Here is a 25,845-nt window from a genome sequence, read left to right as displayed (position 1 = left end):
CCTTATTAGATAGTAATGGCACTGTGATTACTAGCTCCACGAATGGCAGTAACAGCAGTGAGAGTATTACTCGTCAACTGAATGCGGGTACTTACTTTGTCCGGGTTTATCCCTATAGTGGCAGCACTAACTATGACTTAACTCTGTCGGCGACCACAGCCACAGTCACACCCGGATATAGTGCCATTTCAGGATACGGTTTAGTTAATGCCGCGGCAGCCGTCGCTGGAGCCTTGAATCAAAGTCCTTTTGCCAATGTTCCCACTTTTGGTGGTGCTAATGACTGGGGGGTTAACTTAGTTAATGCTCCGGAAGCTTGGGCAAGCGGTTATACAGGACAGGGAGTCATCGTTGCTGTACTAGATACAGGAGTTGACCGCAACCATGCCGACTTAGCGGGCAATATTTGGACGAATGCGGGCGAAATTGCCAATGATGGCCTTGATAACGATGGCAACGGTTACGTTGATGACGTTTATGGCTGGAACTTTGCCAATGGCAATAATAACACTTTAGATGGCAACCGCCATGGTACTCATGTGGCGGGAACCATTGCTGCTGTTAATAATGGTTTCGGAGCCACTGGTGTGGCCTACAATTCCAGAATTATGCCGGTGAAAGTTTTGAGCGATTCTGGTAGTGGGAGCTCTAGTGGCGTTGCCCAAGGAATTCGCTACGCCGTGGACAACGGTGCCGATGTGATTAATATGAGTTTGGGCGGTGGTAGCACTGACAGTGCAATTCAATCGGCCCTCCAGTATGCCAGCAGTCGCGGTGTTATCGTGGTTATGGCCGCTGGTAATGAGGGGGCAGCTCAACCCGGTTATCCCGCTTCCAATGCTACCACTTGGGGTCTTGCCGTGGGAGCGGTGGATAGTTCTAATAATATGGCTTCCTTCTCCAATCGTGCTGGCTCCGATTCTTCGATGAGGTATGTCACTGCCCCTGGCGTACAAGTGTATTCTACTCTCCCTAATGGTGGCTATGGTTTCTTGAGTGGAACCTCCATGGCAACACCTCATGTAGCTGGAGTGGTGGCCCTAATGTTGAGTGCCAATCCGAATCTGACCGATGCTCAAGTACGTCAAATTATTACTGCCACAGCAGGTAATGTCGTCTAAAACTTGGCTGTTTTTCGGCCTCAGATTTCTTATCTTTAGCCATCAGCTTTTCGCTGATGGCTGATTCTTGTATCTCATTATCTAAATCACTCGTTAAGATTGCAGGGGAGCACCGGAGCTGCGGAGCAGGGAGAGCAGTTCGAGCATTTGTACTAAAATTTCCAATACTCGGCGATTCCCGCCCATGGTTAATTAAGAAAAATAAACTGTAGCGAAATATACTTTTTTCCATGTTCTAATGGGGATAGATAGGGGGAAAAAAATCATGTCGAAATCACTCTTTACCGATGCCAGCAGTCGCCTAGAACGGGCCCTTAAGTATGTCTCCATTTCCGATGATGCGATCGAGCGGTTAAAATATCCCAAAGCTAGTCTCAGCGTCTCCATACCAGTCCGTATGGACAACGGTACTTTAAGAATCTTCCAAGGCTACCGCGTCCGCTACGATGACACCCGCGGCCCCGGCAAAGGAGGGGTGCGCTATCATCCCAACGTCAACATCGATGAGGTGCAGTCCCTAGCCTTTTGGATGACCTTTAAATGCGCCCTGCTGGATTTGCCCTTTGGTGGGGCTAAGGGCGGCATTACCCTCAATCCGAAAGAATTGTCAAAAGCCGAGTTAGAACGCCTTAGCCGGGGCTATATCGAGGGTATAGCCGACTTTATCGGTCCCGATGTCGATATTCTTGCCCCCGATGTCTATACCAACGAGATGATCATGGGTTGGATGATGGACCAGTACAGCATCATTCAGCGTAAAATTAGTCCGGCGGTGGTGACGGGGAAACCTTTAACCATGGGAGGCAGTCGCGGCCGCGATACGGCGACGGGAACGGGGGCTTTTCATGTTATTAACTCTCTTTTGCCGAAATTAGACAAAAAACCCGCTAATACTACCGTGGCCGTCCAGGGATTCGGTAACGCCGGGGCCGTAGTGGCGGATCTCCTCGCCAAAGCCGGTTATCAAGTGGTAGCGGTAAGTGATTCCCAGGGCGGCATTTATCGGGAAAAAGGCCTAGATATTGCCAGCATTCGTGAGTATAAACAGGAACATCGCGGAATTACTGCTATTTACTGTGAGGGTACCGTGTGTAATATCGTCGAACACGAGGCGATTAGTAATGAAGAATTATTAGCCCTAGATGTGGATGTTTTGATTCCAGCTGCCCTAGAAAACCAAATTACCGCCGAAAATGCCGATCGCGTGCGGGCAAAATATATCTTTGAAGTGGCCAACGGTCCAACTACCTCAGAAGCCGATCGCATTTTAGACTCAAAAGGGATTCTCGTTTTCCCCGATATTTTGGTTAACGCGGGTGGGGTAACGGTGAGTTATTTTGAATGGGTGCAAAATCGCAGCGGTCTTTATTGGCAATTAAACGAGATAAATGAGCGCCTAAAAGAAAGAATGGTGACAGAAGCTGAAAAAGTCTGGTCTTTCGCCCAGGAATTCGATATATCTCTGCGTACCGCCGCCTACGCCCACGCCATTGATCGTCTCGGTGAAGCCCTAGATGCCAAGGGAACCCGCGACTATTACCAAAATAAGACGAGAGCTTAAGGTCGTCAGGAGTCGGTCGTCGGTCGTCAGGAAATAAATAGGGTGATAGGGTTTTGGGGTGATAGGGTGATGAGACAGCTTCCCCACTTCCCCACTTCCCCACTTCCCCAGGAAAAACTTTTTGCCGCAAACCCTAAATATGGTCGAGCATGATGCCAGTCCAATTATCGTTGCCCTTGTATCATCAACTTTCTCAACCAGAGGTGATTGAATACTTGACCAGCGATGGGTCAGCGGGCTTATCAGCAGAAGAAGTGGCCAGTCGCTACGAAAAATATGGCCCGAATGAACTGCGATTTAAGCCGGGGAAACCAGCTTGGTTGAGATTTTTGGGGCAATTTCATCAGCCGCTACTCTATATTCTCTTGCTTGCGGGTACTATTAAGGCATTTTTAGGGTCTTGGACGAATGCCTCGGTGATTTGGGGAGTTACCCTGATCAATGCCATTATCGGCTATGTGCAGGAAGCTAAGGCGGAAGGTGCGATCGCTTCCCTGTCCAAGGCCGTAACCACAGAAGCGACGGTGTTGCGAGAGGGACAAACCCTCCGGATTCCATCTCGGGATTTGGTGCCGGGAGATATCGTTTTATTGGCATCGGGGGATAAAGTACCAGCGGACTTGAGGCTGCTGAAAGTCCGCAATTTGCAAGTGGATGAGTCTGCCCTGACCGGGGAATCCTTGCCCGGGTCAAAAGCGATCGAACCCTTACCCGGGGATACGCCCCTAGCAGAAAGGACAAACATGGCCTACGCAGGGAGTTTCGTTACCTTTGGACAGGGCAAAGGGATCGTTGTCTCTACGGCCAACGCCACCGAAGTGGGGCAGATTTCCCAGTCGATGGAAAGCCGAGTCAGCCTTAGCACACCCCTGACCCGTAAATTTGCCCAATTTAGCCGCACCCTACTTTACGCAATTTTGAGCCTAGCAACCTTGACCTTTGCCATCGGGTTAGGACGGGGGAAATCTTGGATCGATATGTTTGAAGCTGCCGTTGCCCTCGCAGTGAGTGCGATTCCAGAAGGGCTGCCGGCAGTGGTAACGATTACCTTGGCAATTGGGGTCAACCGCATGGCCCGTCGTCATGCGATTATTCGTAAACTGCCCGCAGTGGAAGCATTGGGGAGTGCGACCGTCATTTGTTCCGACAAAACCGGAACCCTGACCGAAAATCAAATGACTGTACAGTCCATTTATACCGAAGGGCAATATTACGCCGTTAGTGGTGGTGGCTATAGTCCCAAGGGCGAAATTAGTCTGATCACCGATGGCAACCCCAGCAGCCCATTTGCAGAGGAATTACCGCCGGCCCTGGGGGATTGTCTGGTAGCTGGTTTGCTTTGTAATGACTCCCAGCTAAAACAAACGGGAGAAGATTGGTCAGTGGTGGGGGATCCTACGGAAGGGGCGCTGATTGCGGCCGCTGCCAAAGCAGGTCTCAGTCAATTGGGGCTATTGTCTTTAACCCCACGATTAGATGCAATTCCCTTTGAATCTGAGTACCAATACATGGCAACCCTGCATGATGGGATACCTCGCCTGATCTATGTCAAGGGATCGGTTGAGTCGCTGATGCGTCGTTGTTCCCAGATGATCGATCGCTATGGTCAGATGACCGCGCTTAACGCCCAACAGATCGAGCAAGCGGTAGAAACGATGGCAGAGCAGGGGTTACGGGTGCTTGCCTTTGCCAAAAAAGCAGCCGCTTCTCATCAGCATTCTATCGACCATGAGGATATCGAAACAGGCTTGGTGTTTCTAGGATTACAGGGCATGATTGACCCGCCTCGTCCAGAGGCGATCGCTGCTGTTCATGCCTGTCAAAGTGCCGGGATTCGGGTCAAGATGATCACCGGTGATCATCTTGTCACGGCGCAGGCGATCGCGGAACGGATGGGCATTGAAACGGCAGCACAAGTCTTAGCATTTGAGGGAAAAGAATTAGCGCAAATGGATAATCATCAACTGGCCCGAGCGGTTGAAGATGGATCGGTATTTGCCAGGGTTGCCCCTACCCAAAAACTGCAACTGGTGGAAGTACTCCAGTCTCAAGGGGAAATCGTGGCGATGACCGGCGATGGTGTCAATGATGCGCCGGCTCTCAAGCAGGCCGATATCGGCATTGCCATGGGGAAAGGAGGAACGGAAGTCGCCAGGGAATCTGCTGATATGCTCCTCACTGATGATAACTTTGCCTCGATCAAGGCCGCTGTCGAAGAAGGACGCACCGTTTATCAAAACTTACGCAAGGCGATCTCCTTTCTCTTACCTGTCAATGGTGGCGAATCGATGACCATTCTGATCAGTACTTTACTGGCACGAGATTTACCGATCCTCTCCCTACAAGTACTCTGGTTGAACATGATCAACTCGGTCACGATGACTGTTCCCCTGGCCTTTGAAGCAAAATCCCCCAGCATTATGCAGTCACCACCACGCAATCCCAATGAACCTTTGATCACCAAAAAACTATTGCGCCGAATTTTGGCTGTTTCATTGTTTAACTGGATTCTGATTTTTGGTATGTTTGAGTGGGCTAAATCGACCACAGGAGATATTGCCGTTGCCCGCACAATGGCAATTCAATCCCTTGTGGCAGCACGGGTTATCTATCTGCTCAGTATCAGCCAATTAGGGATGAGCCTAGTTAACTACCTGCGTCGTCAGTCAACGTCGATCACTAATGCACCGGTCCTAATTTTGGGGATTGTGGCTGCTGTTGTCCTACAAATTTTATTTAGTCAATGGGGGGTGATGAACAGTCTGTTTGTAACGGCCCCACTAACCGGTCATCAATGGCTAATCTGTTTGTTGCCGATGCCGCTCATGGTGTTTTGGGCAATTTTTGCCAATGTTATCGATCCTCCTCATTGTCATGGGAAATAACTAATCTTGAATTCTTGACCGCAACTACCAAGACTGGCGGTTTTTATTACCCTAATTGCCAGCTTATCTCTTCACCCGCTCGTAACGGCACCAGTCCGGATTCGGGAAATGGCAATTCATCGGGAATGCGCCAAGGGGTTTTGGTTAAGGTGATTTGTTCGGTATTTCGGGGGAGTTGATAGAAATCTGGACCGTGGAAGCTGGCGAACCCTTCCAGTTGCTCAATTGCATCGACACTCTCAAAGGCTTCTGCGTACAACTCTAGGGCGTGCAGAGCCGAATAACAACCCGCGCAGCCACAGGAACTTTCCTTGCTGTAGCGAGAATGGGGCGCGCTATCGGTCCCTAGAAAAAACTTGGGATTGCCCGATGTTGCCGCTTGCAAAAGTGCCAAACGATGATCCTCTCGTTTCAAAATCGGCAGGCAATAAAAATGGGGACGAATGCCACCGGTAAAGAGAATGTTTCGGCTAAACAATAAATGTTGGGGCGTAATTGTGGCGGCGACATTGTTGTTAGCAGATAGAACAAACTTGACCGCATCGGCAGTGGTAATGTGTTCAAACACGACACGCAGTTTCGGAAATCTCGTTATCAGTGGGAGTAAGTGCTTCTCAATGAACACTTTCTCTCGATCGAACACATCAATATCACCATCGGTGACTTCTCCGTGCAGTAGTAGCGGCATATCTACCTGCTCCATCGCTGCCAAAACGCGATCGCACCGACGAAAGTCCGTCACCCCCAAGTCGGAATTAGTGGTGGCACCGGCTGGGTAGTATTTCACCGCTTTGACAAACTGGGAGGCTTTCGCCGCCATGATTTCTTCGGGACTGGTATTATCGGTGAGATATAGTGTCATCAGTGGCTCGAACTGTTGACCCTCTGGAACTGCTGCCAGAATGCGCTCGCGGTAGGAGGCGGCATCGGCCACCGAGCGCACTGGGGGCTTTAAATTTGGCATGATAATGGCACGGGCAAACTGACGCACCGTATGGGGTAGAACCGCTTTCATTGCCGAACCATCGCGGAGATGAAGGTGCCAGTCGTCGGGTCGAGTGATTGTGAGTCTTCGCATTTTTCCATCATACAATGGTTAGGGATCCCAGCGCCACAACTAAACACAAGAGAGAAGTCAATCTTCAGTCAGGGAATCAATTCCTTATTTCAGCAGTCAAGTCGGTTTTAACTAATAAGCTGCCGCGCATCTCTTCCTCGATCTTTAGGGTTAATTAGTGCCAGAAATAACCAAGATAGAGCAATTTCTTGAATTGCTAATAATTCCACATTAATCAATCCTATCTAAGATTGACTAACGCATCCCCTTGAATATTTTCTCGATCGAGCGGCTTTTCAGTCCCCAAAATCCTTACAATAGGAGATGAAGATAGCCTGAAAAGTTGGAGAATATGAATTATCTCATTGCCGTGTTAGCTGATCGCATACAAGCAGAAGAAGCTTCCGTTGCCCTGGAAAAGGCGGGAATTCCCCAATCTCAAGTGACCATTCTCGGTCGCGGCTATAAAAGTGCCGATGAGTTCGGTTTGATCGATCCCTTTCAACAAGCCAAAAAACGGGCCACTCTCATGGCTTTTTGGCTAATTCCCTTCGGTTTTGCCGGTGGCTACCTTTTTAACCTGATTACGGGATTGCATACCTTTGATTGGGCCGGAGAACCGGGCAATCATATCGTCGGCGGTATTGCCGGGGCGATTGGGGGGGCGATGGGCAGTATTTTCGTAGGTGGTGGCGTGGGTTTATCGTCCGGCAGTGGCGATGCACTTCCCTATCGCAATCGTCTCGGTGCTGGAAAATATATTATTATCGTGCAGGGTTCGGAAAACCTAAAAAATCAAGCGACTCTTATCCTCCGTCAATTTAACCCCGAAAATCTGCAAGGATACGCCCTAGAAAGATGAACGGTTATCGGGAATAAGTTATGGTTCATCTGATTTTTTCCTAAGAATTTTTGATTAATTACCAGAAAACAATGTTACCAAGAGAAGAATTACTAAAGGGTGTTGAAAACCGCGAGGAAATAGCGAAAGTTATTGATAAAGCCGAACAAGCGATTAAGACTTGGGAAGTGACGGTGACAGACTTTCTTTCTCCCGCAGTTCTGGCAGAAGTAGAACGGGTTTTTCAGCGTTTAACCGATGTGTCAATGCAGAAATGGGGCGGTTATCCCCAAGCAGAAAGACAGCGCCTCGGTATTGCTAGAGTTGATCTACCTTTGACGGTGACAGATATTCCCCTATCTGCCCTTGATATTGCCGGTAATTTTCTTTTTGATACCGCTAACCACCGGGATTTTTTAGGGGCAATGTTGGGGACAGGGATCGTCCGGGAAAAAGTCGGCGATATAATCGTTTTAGGTGAGCGAGGAGCGCAGGCGATTGTAGTGCCTGAATTGGCAGATTTTTTATCTGCTAATTTACTACAAGTGCGTTCGGTTCCCGTGAAAACTAGCCCGATTCCTTTGACGGAATTAAAAGTTAGACCCCCGCAAAAAAAAGAAATTAATACTGTGGAAGCTTCCTTACGTTTAGATGCGGTCGCCTCGGCGGGTTTTGGCATTTCTCGCAGTAAAATGGCCGAGGCAATTAGTGCCGGAGATGTGCGAGTTAACTGGAAAGATATCAGTCAATCTAGTTATAATGTTAAAACCGGTGATTTGATTTCTTTTCGGGGAAAAGGTCGTCTAGAAGTGGGTGAGGTTACTGTGACAAAAAAAGAGCGCTATCGGGTTCATTTAACTAGATTTATTTAGTTTTTTCTGTCTCTAGAATTTGTTATTAGACAGATTAATTGCCATGGCTGAGAATTTCGCCGTAATCGTGCAACTGTGTCAAGTTAGTCCCATCGGTAAACTATTACCGGGGGCGCTTTATGTTCATCGAGAAGCATTACATCAATTGGATCCTATCCTCCAGAATTACGAACAACAAGCAAGAATTAATCAGCATTTATCCGAGGCAACAATAATTAAATTTAGCACCGATAAACCGAAAATATCCTATCTTTTTTATCCCGATTTTGATCGGGAACCTCACCCAGTTTTAACTAAAAGTTTAGTGGTAGATCTGGGGACATTAATCTTAAGTGAATGGAATTATCAAAATGCTGATAATCCGCCCATTTTACACCGAAAAGAAACTTTTGTTACTAGGGACTATCCTCTTTATCAAGAATTCGAGCATCTCACAAAAATCGAGAGTGCTTTAGGACTTTTAAACAGTTCTTATCCCATCGGTACTAAACAGGAATGGCAACGGCTTTTAAGAAAGCATCACCTTGATTTTGCAGGAGATTATTTAGTTTGTAATCTAGAGGGACAAAAGGAAAAATCGATAATAATTGATCGCCACAAAGCCGCTCTTGTTCGCAAAACCCTTTCTCGTCCGACAAGATTAGCATTAGCGGCGGGATTATTTCTTCCTGAAACCACTTTTTTTGATTACGGTTGTGGTTATGGAGGTGATATAGAACGCATAGCTGAACAGGGTTATCAAAGTGAAGGTTGGGATCCTTATTATCGTCCCGATAGTCCTTTAATTGAATCTGATATTGTTAATTTAGGCTATGTAATTAATGTTATTGAATCCGCCGAAGAACGGCAGGAAGCTTTATTAAAAGCTTGGCAATTAACCCGTCAAGTTTTAATTGTTTCAGCACAGATTTTAATTGATGATAGCGAACGGGGTTTAATGGCTTATGAAGATGGAATTATAACCCGTCGCAATACCTTTCAAAAATACTATCAACAGGAAGAACTAAAACAGTATATTGATAACACTTTGGGGGTTGATTCTATTCCGATAACTTTGGGAATTTATCTAGTTTTTCGAGAGGAAGAAAAAGCGGAAACTTTTCGTTTATCGAGATGTCGTTCCCGCACTACCACTCCTAAAATTAAAACCCATCTCAAACGCTTTGAAGATTACGAAGATCTCTTGACTCCCCTAATGGAATTTTACACCCAGCAGGGACGTTTACCCGTTGCGGGAGAATTATTACAAGAGGAAGAAATTAAGGCAGAATTTGGCACTTTTAGACGCGCTTTTCAAGTGATTCTACAAGTAACAGAAGCGGAAGAATGGGAGATAATTGCTGATAAAAGACGCGCCGATCTTTTACTTTATTTAGCTTTAAGTCAATTTAGCCACTGTCCGAAAGTACGGGAATTATCCCCCGCTACCCGTGCCGATTTTAAAGCTTTATTTGGCAGTTATCGCAATGCTTGCGCTTTAGCAGAAGAAGTGTTAATAAGTGCGGGAAATCTGCCAGCGATCGCTCGTACTTGTGAAAATAGTTCTCTAGGCAAACTTTCCCGTTATTCCCTAACTATTCATATTAGCGTTCTGGAAAAATTACCGATGTTATTACGCTTATATGAAGGTTGTGCTAGTCAAACTATCGGACGGTTAGAAAATGCTAATGTTATTCGTTTATCCTTTCGTCAACCCAAAATTTCCTATCTCTATTACCCCGATTTTGATACAGAAATACATCCGATTTTAGCTACTAGCATGGATGTATATTTAGGTTCCGCTGATTTTAGTTTTCGCGATTATCGGGATAGTCCTAATCCGCCAATTTTACACGAAAAAGAGCTTTTAGTAACGGCTAATTATCCCAACTATGATAAATTAGTTCGCTTAACTCAATTAGAAAAGGATTGGGGATTGTTAGAAGATAGAAAAGCGATCGAACGTTTACAGGGTTGGCAAAAATGTTTAGAGGAGCATTGTGCTACAATCAAAGGCCATCAGATCCTGTGGCGAAAAGATGCCGATCCCTATAAAGTGAGGATTTTACGCGCTAAAATTAACGCCAGAAGAAATCAAAATAAGTCTTCCTGAGTAATTAAGTAAAATAGATGAGGTAATTAATTTTATGATGACTACGATTCGGTTACAAGGATTAGAAGATTTCGAGTTAAAAGCGAATGATCCTGAACAAAGAATGTTTATTTCTGGGGTTAATTGGCAACAGTACGAAACCCTATTAAAACATTTAGAAGATAGTTCCAGTTATCGCATTACTTACTTAGATGGAATGGTAGAAATTATGGCTCCTAGTCGTCGTCACGAAGTTAGTAAAGAAGATATTGGTAGATTAGTAGAAGCTTATTTAGAATATGCTGAAATTGATTTCTGGGGATTAGGTTCCACCACTTTGCGAAAACAGGAAAAAGAAGCGGGAAAAGAACCTGACAAATGTTTTTGTTTATTTACAGAAAAAGAGTTTCCTGATTTGGCGATCGAAATAATCTTAACCAGTGGCAGCCTGAAAGTTTTAGAAGTTTATAAAAGATTGGGAACTCAAGAGGTTTGGTTTTGGCAAGATAATCAGTTAAAAATCTATTCTTTGCAAGAGAATGGCGAATATATTTTAATCCCTAAAAGTGCTTTATTACCAGATTTAAATTTAGAATTATTAGCCGAATATGTCAACCATCCTAATCCCCGTTTGGCTGTCAAAGAATTTCGCTTGCGTTTAACAGAAAATTCCCAGTTATAATAACTATTATTTTTCCATGAATTCTCAAGTAAAATTTAACCTATCTATCCTAGCGATATTTTTATTTTCTCTGGCGATAAGATTTTGGAATCTCAGTCAATTTAATACACTTGTTTTCGATGAAGTTTATTATGCTAAATACGGCAATGAATATCTAATCGGTAAAGAATTTTTCCAGTCTCATCCACCGTTAAGTCAATATTTAATTGCTATTAGTATCTGGATTGGTTCCCATTTTCCTGCCGATCCTGAAACCATTAATAATTTAACAGGTTCCCTGCGCTCAACTTTTAGTTATCGCTGGTTAAATGCTTTGACTGGTTCTTTTATTCCCCTAATTATTGGGGGAATTGCTTATCAATTAACTCGGAGAAAAACTGTATTTTTAATCACAACTTTCCTCGCCAGTTTAGACGGATTATTTCTGGTGGAATCCCGCTATGCTCTCAATAATATTTACTTGATTTTATTCGGTTTGTCTGGACAATTATTTTTTTTATTAGCACTCCAGAAAAATCACAAACTCAATTGGCTATTATTATCAGGAGTTTCTTTCGGTTTAGCGGCAAATATTAAATGGAATGGCTTAGGATTTTTACTGGGAATATTTATTTTTATCGGTATTGCTTGGTTAATAAAATTATTTAATCAAGAGCAGTCAAAAGATCATCTTTGGACAAAGGCAACTAACCTGAGATTAGAGGACATTTTTATCGCCTTAATTGTCTTTCCTCTTGTTACCTATAGTTTGCTGTGGATACCGCATCTTCTCGTCAACCATCAATATAATTTTTGGCAAGTACATCAGGAAATTTGGTCATTTCATCAGAGAATAAAAGGTAATCAATCTGATGTTCATCCCTATTGTTCTCCCTGGTATAGTTGGTTAGTAATGGGGCGACCTGTGGCTTATTATTTTGAGAGAGTAGGTGATAAAATTTATGATGTTCACGCTATGGGAAATCCGTTTTTATGGTGGTTTTCTACGGGAGCAATTCTAGTGGTTTTTAGTCGATTATTTAACCGAAAAGAGCGAGTAATTTCCGCCTATCTTATCTGTAACTATATTGCCAATCTGCTGCCCTGGTTAAAAATTAGTCGCTGTACCTTTCTCTATCATTATATAGCTGCCTATAGCTTCACTTGGATTGCCCTAGCTTGGCTCTTAGCCGATGGTTTAGAAAGTTCCAGTCCTATTTATAAAAATGGCTCGCGCTCACTCATAATTTTGATAATTTTTGCTTTTATCCATTGGCTACCAATTTATTTAGGTATTCCCCTGTCAGTGCGGGATTATTATCTGAGAATGATTTTTCCAAATTGGATTTAGGATGAAATTACCCGCAAAAACTGATACAATGAAATCATGATAAAAAGCGATCGCATGAGTTATGGGTAAACAAAGAATCTTATCTGGTGTGCAACCAACTGGCAATTTACATTTAGGCAATTATCTCGGTGCGATCCGCAATTGGGTGGAGGGACAAAAAGACTACGATAATTTCTTTTGTGTGGTCGATTTACACGCGATCACCGTTCCCCATAATCCCGCCACTCTTGCGGAGGATACTTTAGCAATTGCCGCCTTATATTTAGCCTGCGGAATTGATTTAGAATATGCGACTATCTTTGTCCAATCCCACGTTAAAGCTCATACAGAATTAACTTGGTTATTGAATTGTATCACCCCTTTAAATTGGTTAACCGATATGATTCAATTTAAAGAAAAAGCGATTAAACAGGGGGAAAATGTTGGCACAGGTTTACTCGATTATCCCGTACTAATGGCTGCCGATATCCTCCTCTACGATGCTGATAAAGTACCCGTGGGAGAAGATCAAAAACAACATTTAGAATTAACCCGCGATATAGCCGTTAGAATTAATCATCTTTTTGGGCAACCGAAACAACCAATTTTAAAACTTCCCGATCCGATGATCCGCAAGGAAGGAGCGCGGGTGATGAGTTTAACCGATGGCCGGAATAAAATGTCTAAATCCGATCCTTCCGAGATGAGTCGGATTAATATTCTCGATAGTCCCGATGTCATTGCCAAGAAAATTAAACGCTGTAAAACCGATCTAGTTAAGGGTTTAACTTTCGATGATCCGGAACGTCCCGAATGCCATAATTTACTAACTCTCTATAGCATTTTATCGGCAAAAAGTCAAGAGGTGGTCGCGGGAGAATGTGCCGATTTAGGTTGGGGACAATTTAAACCGATGTTAACAGAAGTCATGATAGAATCTCTGAAACCTATTCAGGAAAAATACACCGAAATTAGAGAGGATAAAGATTATTTAGCCACAGTTTTACGGCAAGGTCGTCTCAAAGCAGAAGCGGTGGCCAATCAAACTCTCGATCGAGTTAAAAATGCCATGGGTTATTTACCACCATTTTAGGGATAATTTTCGGGTGCATCTCCTAATTATCAATCTACCTACTCAGTTGAGATTTTTCAAGGAAAACTCGCTGCTTTATCAGTCAATCTTTAACTCTTGGTGGGGTTCTAACTCCCCATCCAGGGTAAGGGAAGGAGAATGATTACAAAAGTTATTAAATTAAGCACAACTCCAGTGATATTTTGGTAAAATAAGGGCATAATTGAAACTATCAAAATACTTACCTGTACTTTGAAATTATGGTTGTAGAGTCCCAGGGGAAACAAAAAAAACTATCGTCTAGGGAAGATGAGTCTCGTCCAATTGCCAATAAGGAACAAAACTCTTATCTAGCAGAGGGAATTGTTGATCATCAATCAACTCAGATTGCTCCTTCCTCCTTACTACAGCCATTTTCTCCAGAGTTAGAAAAAGATAGAGCCAACAAATTTAATTTTCTTAAAGAAATTCTGGTTAGTCATCTTGGTCAACCTTTTTACTCGGACAACGGCTTTATTCTTTATCAAGGAGATGCCACAGACTTTTTGTCTAAACTATCTCATAGTGACATAAAAATTGACCTCACTGTTACATCACCACCTTATAATATTGGCAAAGAATATGAACGAGTTTTTTCAATCAATGACTATGTTGATTGGTGTGCTAATTGGCTGCGGCAAATTGATCAGATTACTCAAGATAACGGCGCTTTGTGGCTAAATGTTGGTTATTTAGAAGTACCAGAAAAGGGATTATGTGTTCCGATTCCCTATCTTCTTTGGGATAAGTCTCCCTTTTATCTTTTACAAGAAATTGTCTGGAAATATGGGGCAGGTGTTTCTACAAAAAATCGTCTTAGTCCTCGCAATGAAAAATGGCTTTTTTATCTCAAAAATTGCCAAGAATATACTTTTAACTTAGACAATATTCGTGACCCTAACGTTAAGTATCCCAATCAAAAGAAAAATGGTAAATATCGTTGTAATCCCCTCGGTAAAAATCCTTCTGATGTGTGGGAAGTTCCTAAAGTCACTACAGGAGAAAAGCGCAGTTCTAAGGAAAGAACCGGACATCCCGCACAATTTCCTTTAGCAATTGTCGAGAGAATTATACAAGCTTCATCTAATCCGGTAGAAATAATTCTTGATCCCTTTGCTGGTTCTTGTTCCACGGGAATAGCGGCCTTGGGATTAGGAAGAATTTTTGTGGGTTTTGAAATTCGACCAGACTATTGCGAGATAGCTGCAGAGAGATTTAAAAGATTTAAAAAAGAAAGAAGCAATACTTATATTCAAGGATCATTATTATAGTATTAAAAACGGATTTGGTATGATTAGCCTTTTTTAACTTGTTTTCGCAGTTTCAATCATTGGAAATGCGATCGCAAATAAAAATAGCAGAGTCCGGCAGTTACCCCCAGACTAAGAATTGTTATCCCCGTGAGAATTTCCCACATCCCCGACTCGGTTACTAATATGTTGTAGTATTGTAATAAGAGGATTTTTTTCCTGAAAAATTGTCATATTTGAGGTTTTGATTATGCCTTATACAAACGAAGAAGGTGGACGCTTAAATAATTTCGCCGCCGAACCGAAAGTTTATCAAGCGGCTCCCCCGACTAAATCGCAACAACGTAATTATCTTTTCTGGGGTGTTGCTGCGATCACACTTGTGGGTGGACTGTTAGCCGTCGCTTTTTACGCATCTCAAGCTGGCTAAAATTTAGTCCCTCGTAGTTGCGATTTAGCCCCTTTCACTCCTCTTTACCGCTAATATCACAACTACTCCCTATTTTAAGGCTTTTGACCCTGAATTAATGCCACTGCTGACTGAGACTTAGCCGCAGTCCCCTGTTTACCCTGAGATAACGCTAGACGGGCCGCCTCCTCTAAATCAGCGATCGCTTTTTCCCTGTTTCCCAATTTATAATAGGTCAAACCCCGATTGTGGTACGCTTCGGCAAAATTAGCATTGATTTTCAGACTCTCATCATAGTCCCTTAAAGCCATTTCCTGCTGTCCGGCTCGGTTATAGGACAGGGCGCGATTATAGAAAATGCGATCCTGTCCTCTAGTTCCCTGTAAACTCAAAGCTTTTGTGTAATCCTCGATCGCTTCTAGGTGTCTTCCCAAGTCATCCTTAGCATTACCGCGATAAATAAAGAAATCAGCAAAATTTCCGTTTAAAGCGATCGCTTTTGTGCAATCTTCCACGGCTGCCTCGTATTTTTTCGTCAGATAATAGGCATAACAACGATTACCGAGAGCGTTAACATAATTAGAGTTGATTGTCAAGGCCTGGGTATAATCTGCGATCGCTCGCTCGTACTGGCCGAGAACTAACTCCGCATAGCCGCGATTATAATAAGCATCGGCATCCTTCGGTTCTAATTGTAGAGCTTGAGTAAAATCTGCGATCGCCCCTGAGTAATCCCCTGCGGTTAAACGATCCACCCCCCGATTATAAAATTCTACAGCTTTCACGGGGTTAGCGGTAGTTTGAGCGCTTAGGGGAGAGATAGTCAGTAAAAAAGTCGCTATAGCTATAATAATTGTCAATTTTTTCTTAATTTTCATAATCCGTTCACCTAAACAATTCAAGGTAAAATTAAACAGCCCTACTTACAGGTCAAAATATCATGATTAAATCTCTTTTGGCGACTTTCCTCCTAATTACCACCCTCCTCTTCACCGGTTGTACAACTCCCATCGCTGGACTGCAAGGATACACCAGTGGCAGCCAAGGCTATCAATTTTTATATCCTAAGGGTTGGACGCAGGTGGATGTGAAAAAAGTTGCGGGAGTAGATGTGGTTTTTCATGACTTGATCGAAACGAGCGAAAATTTAAGCGTTATTATCAACCCCGTCCCCGACAATAAAACCTTAACAGATTTAGGGACACCCTCGGAAGTTGGCTATCGTCTCCTGAAAAATAATAGTCTTAACCCCAATCTCGATAAGGAAGTAGAATTAATTCGCTCAGAATCCCATCAAATCGACGGACAAGATTATTATATCCTCGAATATCAAGTTAAATTAGCCAACGGCCAAGAACGTCATAATCTGGCCAGCGTCACGGTTAATAATAATAAACTCTATTCTTTTAATCTTTCCACTTCCCAAAAACGTTGGACTCAAATTCAAGAACTCTTTGAAACTATCGTTGATTCTTTCTCGGTTAGTTAGGGAAACTGGCAACAGGCAATAGGCAATAGGGGAAATATAATAAATAAAAGTAATCTCCTGACGACCGAATCCTAAAAAAGTGAACAGTAATCAGTGATCAGTAATCGGTGGGGAAGTGGAGTGTGGTAACTGATAACTGGTAACTGATAACTGATTACTGATTACTGGTAACTGATAACTGGTAACTGATAACTGAATATGAGTAACTCGGAAGAAAATAGACTAGATAGACTCGAATCTCTTGCTGAAAATACCCTAACAGAACTACGGGAGATTAAATCAGGACTACAGGAGATTAGATTAGGATTACAGGAGATTAAATTAGGATTACAGGAAACCAATCAGGGATTAAAAGAAACTAGAGCGATCGCTAATTCTAACGCTAAATCGATCGAAGCGTTAACTAATAGTCTTGCTGAGTCTAAAAAAGAATGGGAAAAAGACAGACGGGGACTTGATCAACTGCTAGGACAATTAACTCGATCGATGTCGGATTTTTATGAGGTTCAGTCAGATTTTTACAATCGATTTGACAAAATTGAAGAAAGAGAATCACGCATGGTTGAGATTTTAGATCGTTATTTTCCCCCCGAAAATCCTGCCAATTCTTAGCAGAAATAGCTAAAAACCTGATAACTGATGGTGGGTTACGGCAAATAGATAAATTAATAATTAAGTCTAATAATTTGTCATTACCTAACCCACCCTACCTAACTTTTATCCTTTTGACTTTTTACTTTAAAACTTATGTCCATTCCCTTGATTCTTGCTTCCGCTTCTCCCGCGCGTAAAAAACTATTACAAATGGTAGGAATCGATCCGATTGTGCGAGTGAGTAACTTTGATGAATCGACAATTAATGCTGATGATACTCTCCATCTTGTCCAAACTTTAGCCCAATGTAAAGCGCAAACGATCGCCCCCCAATTTGATACAGGATTAATTCTTGGTTGTGATTCCGTCTTAGAAGTAGCGGGGGAAGTCTATGGCAAACCCAAGGATAAATCAGAAGCGATCAATCGTTGGCAAAAAATGCGCGGTCGGGTGGGTACACTCTATACAGGTCATGCTTTAATTGATCGAGTTAATCATCAAACCTTGACTCGTTGTGGGATTACTAAAGTTCACTTTGCCAATATCAACGATCAAACAATTATTGCCTATGTTGACACCGAAGAAGCCCTCAAATGCGCCGGCTGTTTTGCCCTAGAAGGAAAGGGGGGTTTATTCGTAGAAAGATTAGAGGGATGTCACAGTAATGTTATCGGTTTAAGTTTACCCCTATTTAGGCAGATGTTAACGGATTTTGGCTACCAAATCACTGACTTTTGGTGATCTTTTTGCCGATAATTTCCCCAAATTTATTGACAAAAGGGCTTGACAAATTCTCAGATTTGTGTTAACCTTTTATTATAATGGGAATCCGTGTCGCCCTGCGAACCCCTCTTTTTTCTATCGGATAGCCCCAAAATTTTTAACCCTTTCCTTTTCACTTTTTCCCGAAAAAACTATGTCTTGCTTGCGCGTGGGAATTGCCGGTCCGGTGGGTTCAGGAAAAACAGCCCTGCTCGATGCCCTGTGTAAAAATTTGCGGGATCAATATCCGATCGCCGTAGTCACCAATGACATTTATACTCAAGAAGATGCCCAATTTTTAGTGCGATCGCAAGCTTTAGACCCGGAAAGAATTTTAGGAGTAGAAACGGGAGGATGTCCCCATACAGCTATTCGCGAGGATGCCTCAATTAACTTAGTTGCCATTGAACAGTTAGAGAGAAAATTTGCTAACTTAAAGCTAATTTTTCTGGAAAGTGGTGGGGACAATTTAGCGGCAACCTTTAGCCCCGAATTAGTAGATTTAACCATCTATGTGATTGACGTGGCAGCCGGAGATAAAATCCCTCGCAAGGGGGGACCTGGTATCACCAAATCGGATTTATTGGTAATCAATAAAATAGATTTAGCCCCGATGGTGGGGGCAGATTTAGGAGTGATGGATAGAGATGCCAAAAAGATGCGCGGGGATAAACCCTTTATCTTCACCAACTTAAAAACACGGGAAGGATTAGAGCGAGTGATTGCCTTTATCGAAAAGAATTTATACTAACTATTACTAGGAATAAAAAAGAGAGCGCCAGAAAAATTTAGGTAAAGCTAACATTCTTTTCCAGCGCCAAGGTTCCTGATAGAGTCGATACAACCACTCTAAATTATTGTCACAGAAAAAGCGAGGGGCGCGGATTTTTGTACCAGACCAGATATCAAAACTGCCCCCCACACCTACCCAGATAGCTTGGGGACAGAGATGGCGATGTTCCCTAATCCAATATTCTTGTCGGGGTACTCCCAAACCAACTAAAATTAACCGCGGTTGTTGATCTTTTAATACCTCGATCCAATCGGACATTTCCTGGGAGGATAGATAACCGTGGTTAGCCAGAATACGGATATTAGGTATCTTTCTTTGCCAATTACTTGCCGCTTGTTCCGTAATCCCCGGTTTACCACCAAAAAAAGCAATAGGAGAACTTTCTCCCTGCATTCCTAACTCAGTAATTAAGGATTCTGATAATTCAATACCGGGGCAGCGGGTTTGTTTTTTACCCCTTAATTTTAAGTAAATGACAATCCCCGCGCCGTCGGGAATAACTAAATCTGCTTCCCGAATAACTTGGGCTACTTTGGCATCATTTTCCCCTAACATTGCCATTTCTGCATTAAGAGTGACAACGTGGGAACCAAAACCTTGATAGAGGCGATCGATTAACCAACGACTGTAGTTATCGAGGAGATGAACCGGTAAACCAAGAACAGAATATTTGGGGGGAGTTTCTAACATATAAGTCATCTTGATTTAGTTGTCATTTTATCGAGAAATTGGCACAAAATCTACCCCAAAACTAGAACGAGAACCTGGTTTAACTACCACTAATTGCACGGATTGATTGCGATCGCCAGACGGTAAAAATCGCACTGGATTAGTCGCCCCTGGAACAGAAAAATCACTGCTTCTTAACGCCTGTTGAACTCCCTCTCGGCTAGATTCTGCCTTAATTCCAGCGATTAAAGCCTGGGTAGCGTCATAGGCGGTAGCAGTGCGCCAATTTACGTCTCCTTGCCACAATTGGCGGGAATTATTCACAAAAGGATTGTTCCGATTAGCCCCCAAATGCCAAGCGACAGCGACAATCATGCCAAGGGCATTTTTTCCGCCTACATCCAGAGTTTTGGGGCTATAAACGTCATCACCCGCCACAATCGGTAATTTTTGGCCATTGATCTGAACCACCTGCAAAGCCTTATCTAGGGTACCACTATCCCCAAGAAGGGCGATTAGATTTGCTCCCTCCTGTTGAGCTTGTTGGAGGCTTTTAGAAGGGGTAAAAGTGAGGGAAGATAGATCAAATTCACTCACCGCTTGACCTCCTCCTAATCCTAAAGCGGTCGTAAATTCAGATTTTAGGGATTGACTATAATTGCTTTGGGAGTTAAAAAATACCACTGCTTTGACGTTAGGAATTTTTTGTAAGCTAGATTCGGCTAATGCCCGTGCCGCCACAAAATCACTGGGAACAGAACGAAAGATATAGTCACCAAAATTGGAGAGTTTAACTGAGGTACTGATGGGGGAAATCATTACTAATCCTGCTTTTTGATAGATAGCGGCCGCCGCTAAAGAGGTGTCACTGCTAGTGTGTCCTACTACTCCTAAAATGCTGTTGTCAGCCGTTAATTTTTGGGCAATTTGAGCGGCAATTTCGGGATTATCAGCATCATCAGCAATGAGAACTTTTAAAGGAGTGCCATTAATTCCTCCAGTTTGATTGATTTGATTTTGAGATTGGGCAACTCCTCGTAAAACTTCTAGGGCGGTGTTGACATTGCTACCAATTGGCACGGAAACGGCGATACTATGGGACTTAGCTTGACCAATACGGGCGTTATTTAAGTAGATGAGAGCTTCTGGATCATTTTGATTAGTTTGCAGGGATTTTTCTAGGAGGTAAACTGCTTGCTGAAAGTCTCCTTTTCCGAGTGCCTGTATGGCGGCTTGTTTGTCAGAAGAAGCCCCTTCAACTATTAATAATTTTTCCCCTTGACTAAATTTTGCTTGTGCCGATACCGATTTTTGCTCTGGTGATATTTTCTCGATTTCAGAAAGATTGGTTGGGTTATTTTTTCCTTGAAAACGATTGTATAACCACCAACCACCTGCCCCAAAAAATATTAGGGTAATCAGCAGGGCTAAAAGCAGGGTAACGGTCTCATTTTTCTGGCTCATGGGCTGATCAACTAAGATTAAATTAATGGTTTAATCGAGATTTATGTTAATAAAAGTAACATTTTTTTGCTTTTAATATGCTAATTCAAGTCTGAATGTCACCACTATACGATCTACCTCGATAGAATACCTCATTTGGGTTCTGATAGTCAAGACATTGTTGAAATGCGTCTTAGCTTATTAGCGATACTTTACCTTTTTGTTTGGGAATCTTCTAAATGTTTTATTAAAACATTGGAGGATAAAGGACCGTGTAAATGACTCCAGGGTAAAACCTGTTCTAAACGCCATTGTTGATGAACATAATAATCTAGAGGGGGAATTTGTCCTTTTAGTTCCTTAAAAGCCCGTTTATAACTGCCTAAAGAATCACCGTAGCCACGGGTTAATTCTAACAGGGAAGTCAAGCGGCGATCGCCTCTAGATAATAGGGCTTGAATCACTGACCAATTATAACTTTCTGGGCGAAATTCTATGCCCTGTTTACCTAATTGTTTCTCTAGATATTTTAATCTTTTTTCGGCCATTTTATTAACTCCAAACCACTGAAAAGGAGTATGGGATTTAGGCACAAAGGTGCTGCAACCGAAAGAGATTCGCAGTCCAGAGGCGGCTTTTTTTAAGGCTATTAACATTTCCACAGTTGCCCCAATATCTTCGGCTTCTTCTCCCGGTATTCCCACCATACCATAGAGTTTTATCCCTTTTAAACCGCCCGCTTTAGCATTAATAGCAGCTTGGATAATTTCATCATTGGCTAACTTTTTGTTGATAATTTCCCGCAAGCGATCGGAACCACTTTCTACGGCAATAGTAATTGATTTGCTGTCTCTTAGGGATAAAATTCTGGCTAATTTTTCCGTGACAGTATTAGTTCTAACTGAAGCGATCGAGAGTCTAACTCCCTCAAATTTTGGTTGAAAAAGATAATCGAGTAAGGTTTCAAATTCAGGATGTTGGCTGACAGAAGCACCTAATAAACCCAGGCGATCGGTCACTTTTAAACCTTTTTCAATGGCGGGAATTAAAGATTCTAAACTAGCGGTACGAAAGGGTAAAGTTAGATAACTAGCCAAACAAAAACGGCACATTTCTGGACAACTTCGCACCACCTCTACCATATAAATATTCTCCCATGCCGCTTGTTTTGTTACTACCGTAGAAGCTGAAAGGGTATTACTGCGATAGGTTTGTTTACTAACAAAGGTAGGAACATTATTATCTATGGGTAGAATTGCCGTAATTTCACCTTCAGGACTATCATAATTAACGGTATATAAACTAGGAACATACACCCCCTGAACCTGGGCTAAATGACGGAGTTTTGTCGGGCGATCGGCGTTTCTAACCTCTTGATAGGCATTAATAAAATCAGCAATTAAATTTTCACCATCTCCCAATAAAATTACATCAAAAAAAGCGGCAAAAGGTTCGGGATTAGCGGTTAAAACTGGTCCTCCTCCGAAAATTATCGCCTGCTGATCTTGCCTTTGATGACTGTGACAGGGAATTTCTAAAGATTCTAACAGCGAGAGGATATTAACATAGTCTAATTCCCAAGAAAAGGAAAAGCCGACTAATTCGGGATAACGGGGTAAAGATTCTTGAAAATCCGTAAATAAACGACTAACTTGTATATCTGATCGCAGGGCTAAAGTTGCCCAAACAATTTGATAACCTAAACTGGTTATACCGACGGAATACTGATTAGGAAAAGCAAAAATAGTTCTAAGGGCATCACTGTGGGGTATTGCGGGAGTGAAGAGGAGTTTTTCGTCTTGTAAGATGGTCATTTCAGTTATCAGTTATCAGTTACCAGTTATCAGTGACTACCAGCAGTCTTCAGTAGTTTTTAATTGTCATTCTCTTGAAAGGGGAGACTTGTTCCCTCTTGTTTTTGGTCATATATAAGTTTAATTTAATCTGGAGGTGAAGGAAGGGAAAATATCTCAATATACAGTTTTAGGATCCTATCTCAGGTTATGCTCCTAGGGAGTCGGTGGTCAAGAACAAATTCAAGTTATACTTACTCCCTAGGGATAGCTATTGTATTTACAGGAGATTTTCTCTTATATCCTAGCAATTTTCACAGCTTAACTAGGTGTCGATTGATCCCCTTCACTCTAGCCGGAACGAAATCTATGAATAACCCAGAAGAATACGTTATAATCATGGCGAAAATCCTAGATTTAACCATTCCCGATCGCTATTTAAATTCTGTGGTTGAAAACTGGCAACGCTTGCAAGAAATCGCCAGTTTAGTGACAGAATTTCCCTTAGAGGATGACGGGGAAAGCGCCCTCAGCTTTGAACCATGACTATTTCTGTGAGCAATTTAGCTCGAGCGATCCAAAATCGTCAAACTAGCGCCTTAGAAGTTATTAATCGGACTTTAGCGGGGATAGAGGCGAAAAATACCCATTTAAATTGCTTTACCGACATTTTACACCCTAGAGCGCTCGCTCAAGCCCAAAAAATCGATCAAGCGATCGCTAATGGGGAATCCGTCGGCCCCTTGGCAGGAGTCCCCTTCGCCGTCAAAAATCTCTTTGATATCGAGGGTATTGTCACCCTTGCCGGTTCCAAAATCAATCGAGATCACCCTGCCGCCGGACAAGATGCGATCGCTATACAAACCCTAGAAGCAGCCGGGGCCGTTTTGGTGGGGGCGACCAATATGGATGAGTACGCCTACGGTTTTGTCACCGAAAATGCCCATTATGGGGCCACTGCCAACCCCCGCGATCCTAGTCGCGTCTCGGGGGGATCCTCCGGCGGTTCCGCCGCTGCCGTTGCCGCTAATTTAGTGCCTCTCGCCCTCGGTTCCGATACTAATGGTTCGGTGAGGGTTCCCGCCGCTTGCTGTGGCGTAGTGGGGCTAAAACCCACCTTTGGGCGCGTATCCCGTCAGGGCCTATTTTTGTTCGTTAGTAGTTTGGATCATCTGGGATTTTTTAGCGGCAATGTGGCGGATATGGCGGCTATTTGGAGTCTTTTTGCCAAAAATAACCTTAAAGCTCCTTTAAATGGCTTAGAGGGCGTAAAAATAGCCCTTGCCGATGATTATTTTCAGCAGGGAGCCGAACCGGAAGTAATCGAGGCGGTGATAGCGATCGCCGAACGTTTAGGAGTGAGCCAAAAAATCACCATTCCCGAAACCGCCCGCGCCAGGGCAGCCGCCTATATAATTACCGCTTCCGAGGGCGCAAATTGGCATTTACCGCGTTTACAGACCAGATTAGAGGATTTTGACCCCGCAACCCGGGATCGCTTCTTGGCAGGGGCATTAATTCCCTCTAGCTGGTATTTACAGGCTCAACGTTTTCGCCGTTGGTATCGCGATCGTCTGCGAGAGATTTTCAGCGAAGTCGATATTATCCTCACCCCGACGATTCCCTGTATTGCGCCGCCGTTAGGAGTAGAAAAAATGATTATTGACGGGCAAGAGCTATTAATTAGACCTAATTTAGGCAGATTCACCCAACCTTTTTCTTTTATCGGTTTACCTGCCCTTTCTTTGCCGATTAAACGTTCATCCCGGCTACCTTTAGGTTTACAAATCATCGCCGCACCCGATCGCGAAGACTTAATCCTAAGGGTAGCCAGGGTTTTAGAGGAAATGCTTGCCTAAGAATCCGCTTCAATCACATCTAACCAAGCGGCGGCCGATCGCTCCCAAGTGTCAGTTAGGGCAATTTGACGACATTTTTCGCGCTCTTGGGACAAAAGCTGGGGATTTTTCAGTAATTCGACAATTTTCCAGGCTATAGCTTCCTGAGTAGCGGGATCGGTTACTTCTCCCGGTACTTTCACACAGTAGTCTTTTTCTCGAAAAACGGCAAAATCCGTCACCACTGGCAGACAACCCACCACTGCCGACTCGCGCACGGAAATACAATCGATCTCACGATAGGTGCAACCGTAGTAATGAATAGCAGAGCGCGCTTTTTCCTCGATTAGTTGACGATAACCCATCATTCCGCGATCAACTACCCCCGCACTAGCTTTAATCAAAGCGATTAAATTATCGCGCCATTCCCTGCGATCGCTATAGTCATCCCGTTTAGTAAAACCATAGTAGAGATGTAACTCGGCTGCGGGAATTTCCGCCTTGATAATCGGCCAGCCATGCTTTAACATCGACTCTAGGCCGCGATAATAACGGGAGGCATAGACTAGACGATAGGGAAGATACTCACTTTCCGGCACTGTCTCACTTACAGCCAAAAGGGAAGTATCGATACCGTTAGGAACAATCGGACATTGATGATCGGCACAGAAATCCAGTAAATCCCTTTGATATTGGCTTTTACAGAAAATTTTGTCATATCTAGCCAAAATTTCTGGGGTATAGGAGGCTGCCGGCACTTTAATATCTTGCCAATCAAAAAAAATTCGTTCTGCCTTGGTACCCGGACGGCAATAGGTGGGGTGACGAGAGATCACCAATGTCTCAAAGTGATCCTGCCAATTCATCTGGTAATAATTAACATAGCGAATACCGTCCTGTTCCCCTTCCATACCCTCACAATTGCCGAAAATCGTCACTTTATAGCCGCGTTTCGTCCATTCCTGCGCTAAAAAAGCCACCGATGCCTGGGTGCCACTGGCCCCCCGTTGCCAAATTTCCGCCGGAAGCATGGGACGATATTTTTCTGTGTAAATAACGATCGATTTTTTCGGCCAACGACGGGCGCTCAAACGCTGTTTAATTTGAAATAGGGAAGGTGCGCTGGCCCTTAGCCATTGTTTGAGATTAGATTGTAGGGATGGAGTAGCTTGTGACACTCTTTTTCTCCAAGATCGAGGGAAAATAGGGGCGATGGGTGATAGAGTCTTAGTTCCTTGAATTTAACTCGATTTCTCGACTCAGTAGAACAATTCGAGCCTATCATATAATAGGTT

The 25,845-nt window shown here is 43.4% G+C and carries 23 protein-coding genes; 17 read left to right on the top strand and 6 right to left on the bottom strand.

The features are described from left to right. From IM473_RS02270 to IM473_RS02260, 3 genes are all read left to right on the top strand, one after another. A partial coding sequence (locus IM473_RS02270; protein WP_287690335.1) for a S8 family peptidase occupies nucleotides 1-1,121 on the top strand: 1,121 nt, incomplete at its 5' end. Between the two features lie 265 nt (nucleotides 1,122-1,386). Further along, on the top strand, nucleotides 1,387-2,682 hold the full coding sequence (locus tag IM473_RS02265; protein ID WP_287657021.1) for a Glu/Leu/Phe/Val family dehydrogenase: 1,296 nt from the start codon (nucleotides 1,387-1,389) through the stop codon (nucleotides 2,680-2,682). A gap of 152 nt (nucleotides 2,683-2,834) precedes the next feature. Further along, the gene (locus IM473_RS02260) at nucleotides 2,835-5,567 is read left to right on the top strand and encodes a cation-transporting P-type ATPase (RefSeq protein ID WP_287657139.1); all 2,733 of its coding nucleotides are present in this window, start codon (nucleotides 2,835-2,837) and stop codon (nucleotides 5,565-5,567) included. Nucleotides 5,568-5,613: 46 nt separating this feature from the next. Here the strand turns inward: IM473_RS02260 and pyrC are convergent, their stop codons facing one another. Further along, a complete protein-coding gene (gene pyrC, locus IM473_RS02255; protein WP_287657024.1) occupies nucleotides 5,614-6,645 on the bottom strand; it encodes a dihydroorotase in 1,032 nt (343 codons plus the stop codon). A gap of 331 nt (nucleotides 6,646-6,976) precedes the next feature. Here pyrC and IM473_RS02250 point away from each other — a divergent pair, with 331 nt between their 5' ends. From IM473_RS02250 to psb34, 8 genes are all read left to right on the top strand, one after another. Beyond that, nucleotides 6,977-7,486: a hypothetical protein gene (locus IM473_RS02250; protein ID WP_002789175.1), complete on the top strand. Its 510-nt coding sequence runs from the start codon at nucleotides 6,977-6,979 to the stop codon at nucleotides 7,484-7,486. 71 nt (nucleotides 7,487-7,557) lie between these two features. Next, on the top strand, nucleotides 7,558-8,337 hold the full coding sequence (locus IM473_RS02245; RefSeq protein ID WP_287657027.1) for a photosystem II electron transport protein, Sll1252 family: 780 nt from the start codon (nucleotides 7,558-7,560) through the stop codon (nucleotides 8,335-8,337). 43 nt (nucleotides 8,338-8,380) lie between these two features. Then, nucleotides 8,381-10,429 carry a DNA phosphorothioation-associated putative methyltransferase gene (locus IM473_RS02240; protein WP_287657030.1) on the top strand — a complete coding sequence of 683 codons (2,049 nt, stop codon included), beginning with the start codon at nucleotides 8,381-8,383 and terminating at the stop codon, nucleotides 10,427-10,429. Between the two features lie 34 nt (nucleotides 10,430-10,463). Further along, nucleotides 10,464-11,090 (top strand): Uma2 family endonuclease, encoded by a 627-nt coding sequence (locus IM473_RS02235; RefSeq protein WP_287657032.1) that lies wholly within the window; start codon nucleotides 10,464-10,466, stop codon nucleotides 11,088-11,090. 16 nt (nucleotides 11,091-11,106) lie between these two features. Then, a complete protein-coding gene (locus tag IM473_RS02230; RefSeq protein ID WP_287657035.1) occupies nucleotides 11,107-12,420 on the top strand; it encodes a dolichyl-phosphate-mannose--protein mannosyltransferase in 1,314 nt (437 codons plus the stop codon). A gap of 61 nt (nucleotides 12,421-12,481) precedes the next feature. Further along, nucleotides 12,482-13,492: a tryptophan--tRNA ligase gene (gene trpS, locus IM473_RS02225; RefSeq protein ID WP_287657038.1), complete on the top strand. Its 1,011-nt coding sequence runs from the start codon at nucleotides 12,482-12,484 to the stop codon at nucleotides 13,490-13,492. 239 nt (nucleotides 13,493-13,731) lie between these two features. Beyond that, entirely contained in the window at nucleotides 13,732-14,781 is a 1,050-nt protein-coding gene (locus IM473_RS02220) for a DNA-methyltransferase (RefSeq protein ID WP_287657041.1), read from the top strand. 229 nt (nucleotides 14,782-15,010) lie between these two features. Further along, nucleotides 15,011-15,190, top strand: coding sequence for a photosystem II assembly protein Psb34 (psb34, locus tag IM473_RS02215; protein ID WP_024969104.1), 180 nt, complete (start codon nucleotides 15,011-15,013; stop codon nucleotides 15,188-15,190). Nucleotides 15,191-15,264: 74 nt separating this feature from the next. Here psb34 and IM473_RS02210 read toward each other — a convergent pair whose 3' ends face one another. After that, nucleotides 15,265-16,047 carry a tetratricopeptide repeat protein gene (locus tag IM473_RS02210; RefSeq protein ID WP_287657044.1) on the bottom strand — a complete coding sequence of 261 codons (783 nt, stop codon included), beginning with the start codon at nucleotides 16,045-16,047 and terminating at the stop codon, nucleotides 15,265-15,267. Nucleotides 16,048-16,109: 62 nt separating this feature from the next. Between IM473_RS02210 and psbP the strand changes: the two genes are divergently transcribed. The 4 genes from psbP to ureG all read left to right on the top strand — a co-directional run bounded on the left by psbP (nucleotide 16,110) and on the right by ureG (nucleotide 18,765). Next, complete coding sequence (psbP, locus tag IM473_RS02205; RefSeq protein WP_002801162.1) at nucleotides 16,110-16,658, top strand: photosystem II reaction center PsbP; 549 nt, start codon at nucleotides 16,110-16,112, stop codon at nucleotides 16,656-16,658. A gap of 198 nt (nucleotides 16,659-16,856) precedes the next feature. Beyond that, nucleotides 16,857-17,270 carry a hypothetical protein gene (locus tag IM473_RS02200; RefSeq protein WP_287657047.1) on the top strand — a complete coding sequence of 138 codons (414 nt, stop codon included), beginning with the start codon at nucleotides 16,857-16,859 and terminating at the stop codon, nucleotides 17,268-17,270. Between the two features lie 135 nt (nucleotides 17,271-17,405). Further along, nucleotides 17,406-17,993 carry a Maf family protein gene (locus IM473_RS02195; RefSeq protein WP_287657050.1) on the top strand — a complete coding sequence of 196 codons (588 nt, stop codon included), beginning with the start codon at nucleotides 17,406-17,408 and terminating at the stop codon, nucleotides 17,991-17,993. 175 nt (nucleotides 17,994-18,168) lie between these two features. Further along, nucleotides 18,169-18,765: an urease accessory protein UreG gene (gene ureG, locus IM473_RS02190; protein ID WP_287657052.1), complete on the top strand. Its 597-nt coding sequence runs from the start codon at nucleotides 18,169-18,171 to the stop codon at nucleotides 18,763-18,765. Nucleotides 18,766-18,771: 6 nt separating this feature from the next. Here ureG and IM473_RS02185 read toward each other — a convergent pair whose 3' ends face one another. The 3 genes from IM473_RS02185 to IM473_RS02175 form a co-directional block, all read right to left on the bottom strand. Further along, on the bottom strand, nucleotides 18,772-19,497 hold the full coding sequence (locus IM473_RS02185; RefSeq protein ID WP_287657141.1) for a WecB/TagA/CpsF family glycosyltransferase: 726 nt from the start codon (nucleotides 19,495-19,497) through the stop codon (nucleotides 18,772-18,774). Nucleotides 19,498-19,524: 27 nt separating this feature from the next. After that, nucleotides 19,525-20,940, bottom strand: a complete 1,416-nt coding sequence (locus IM473_RS02180) for an ABC transporter substrate-binding protein (RefSeq protein ID WP_287657054.1) — start codon at nucleotides 20,938-20,940, stop codon at nucleotides 19,525-19,527. Nucleotides 20,941-21,131: 191 nt separating this feature from the next. Further along, entirely contained in the window at nucleotides 21,132-22,733 is a 1,602-nt protein-coding gene (locus IM473_RS02175) for a B12-binding domain-containing radical SAM protein (protein ID WP_287657056.1), read from the bottom strand. 348 nt (nucleotides 22,734-23,081) lie between these two features. Between IM473_RS02175 and IM473_RS02170 the strand changes: the two genes are divergently transcribed. After that, the gene (locus tag IM473_RS02170; protein WP_002740449.1) at nucleotides 23,082-23,258 is read left to right on the top strand and encodes a DUF4089 domain-containing protein; all 177 of its coding nucleotides are present in this window, start codon (nucleotides 23,082-23,084) and stop codon (nucleotides 23,256-23,258) included. After that, nucleotides 23,255-24,571, top strand: coding sequence for an AtzE family amidohydrolase (locus tag IM473_RS02165; protein WP_287657059.1), 1,317 nt, complete (start codon nucleotides 23,255-23,257; stop codon nucleotides 24,569-24,571). Before IM473_RS02170 ends, IM473_RS02165 begins: the two co-directional genes overlap by 4 nt. Here IM473_RS02165 and IM473_RS02160 read toward each other — a convergent pair. Further along, nucleotides 24,568-25,728 carry a glycosyltransferase family protein gene (locus IM473_RS02160; protein ID WP_287657061.1) on the bottom strand — a complete coding sequence of 387 codons (1,161 nt, stop codon included), beginning with the start codon at nucleotides 25,726-25,728 and terminating at the stop codon, nucleotides 24,568-24,570. The genes IM473_RS02165 and IM473_RS02160 overlap by 4 nt on opposite strands. Nucleotides 25,729-25,845 lie beyond the last annotated feature (117 nt).

The organism is Microcystis sp. M015S2 (assembly GCF_020245945.1).
Lineage (GTDB): Bacteria > Cyanobacteriota > Cyanobacteriia > Cyanobacteriales > Microcystaceae > Microcystis.
The sequence above is the reverse complement of the archived record's forward strand: the minus strand, read 5'-3'. Positions and strand labels throughout refer to the sequence as shown.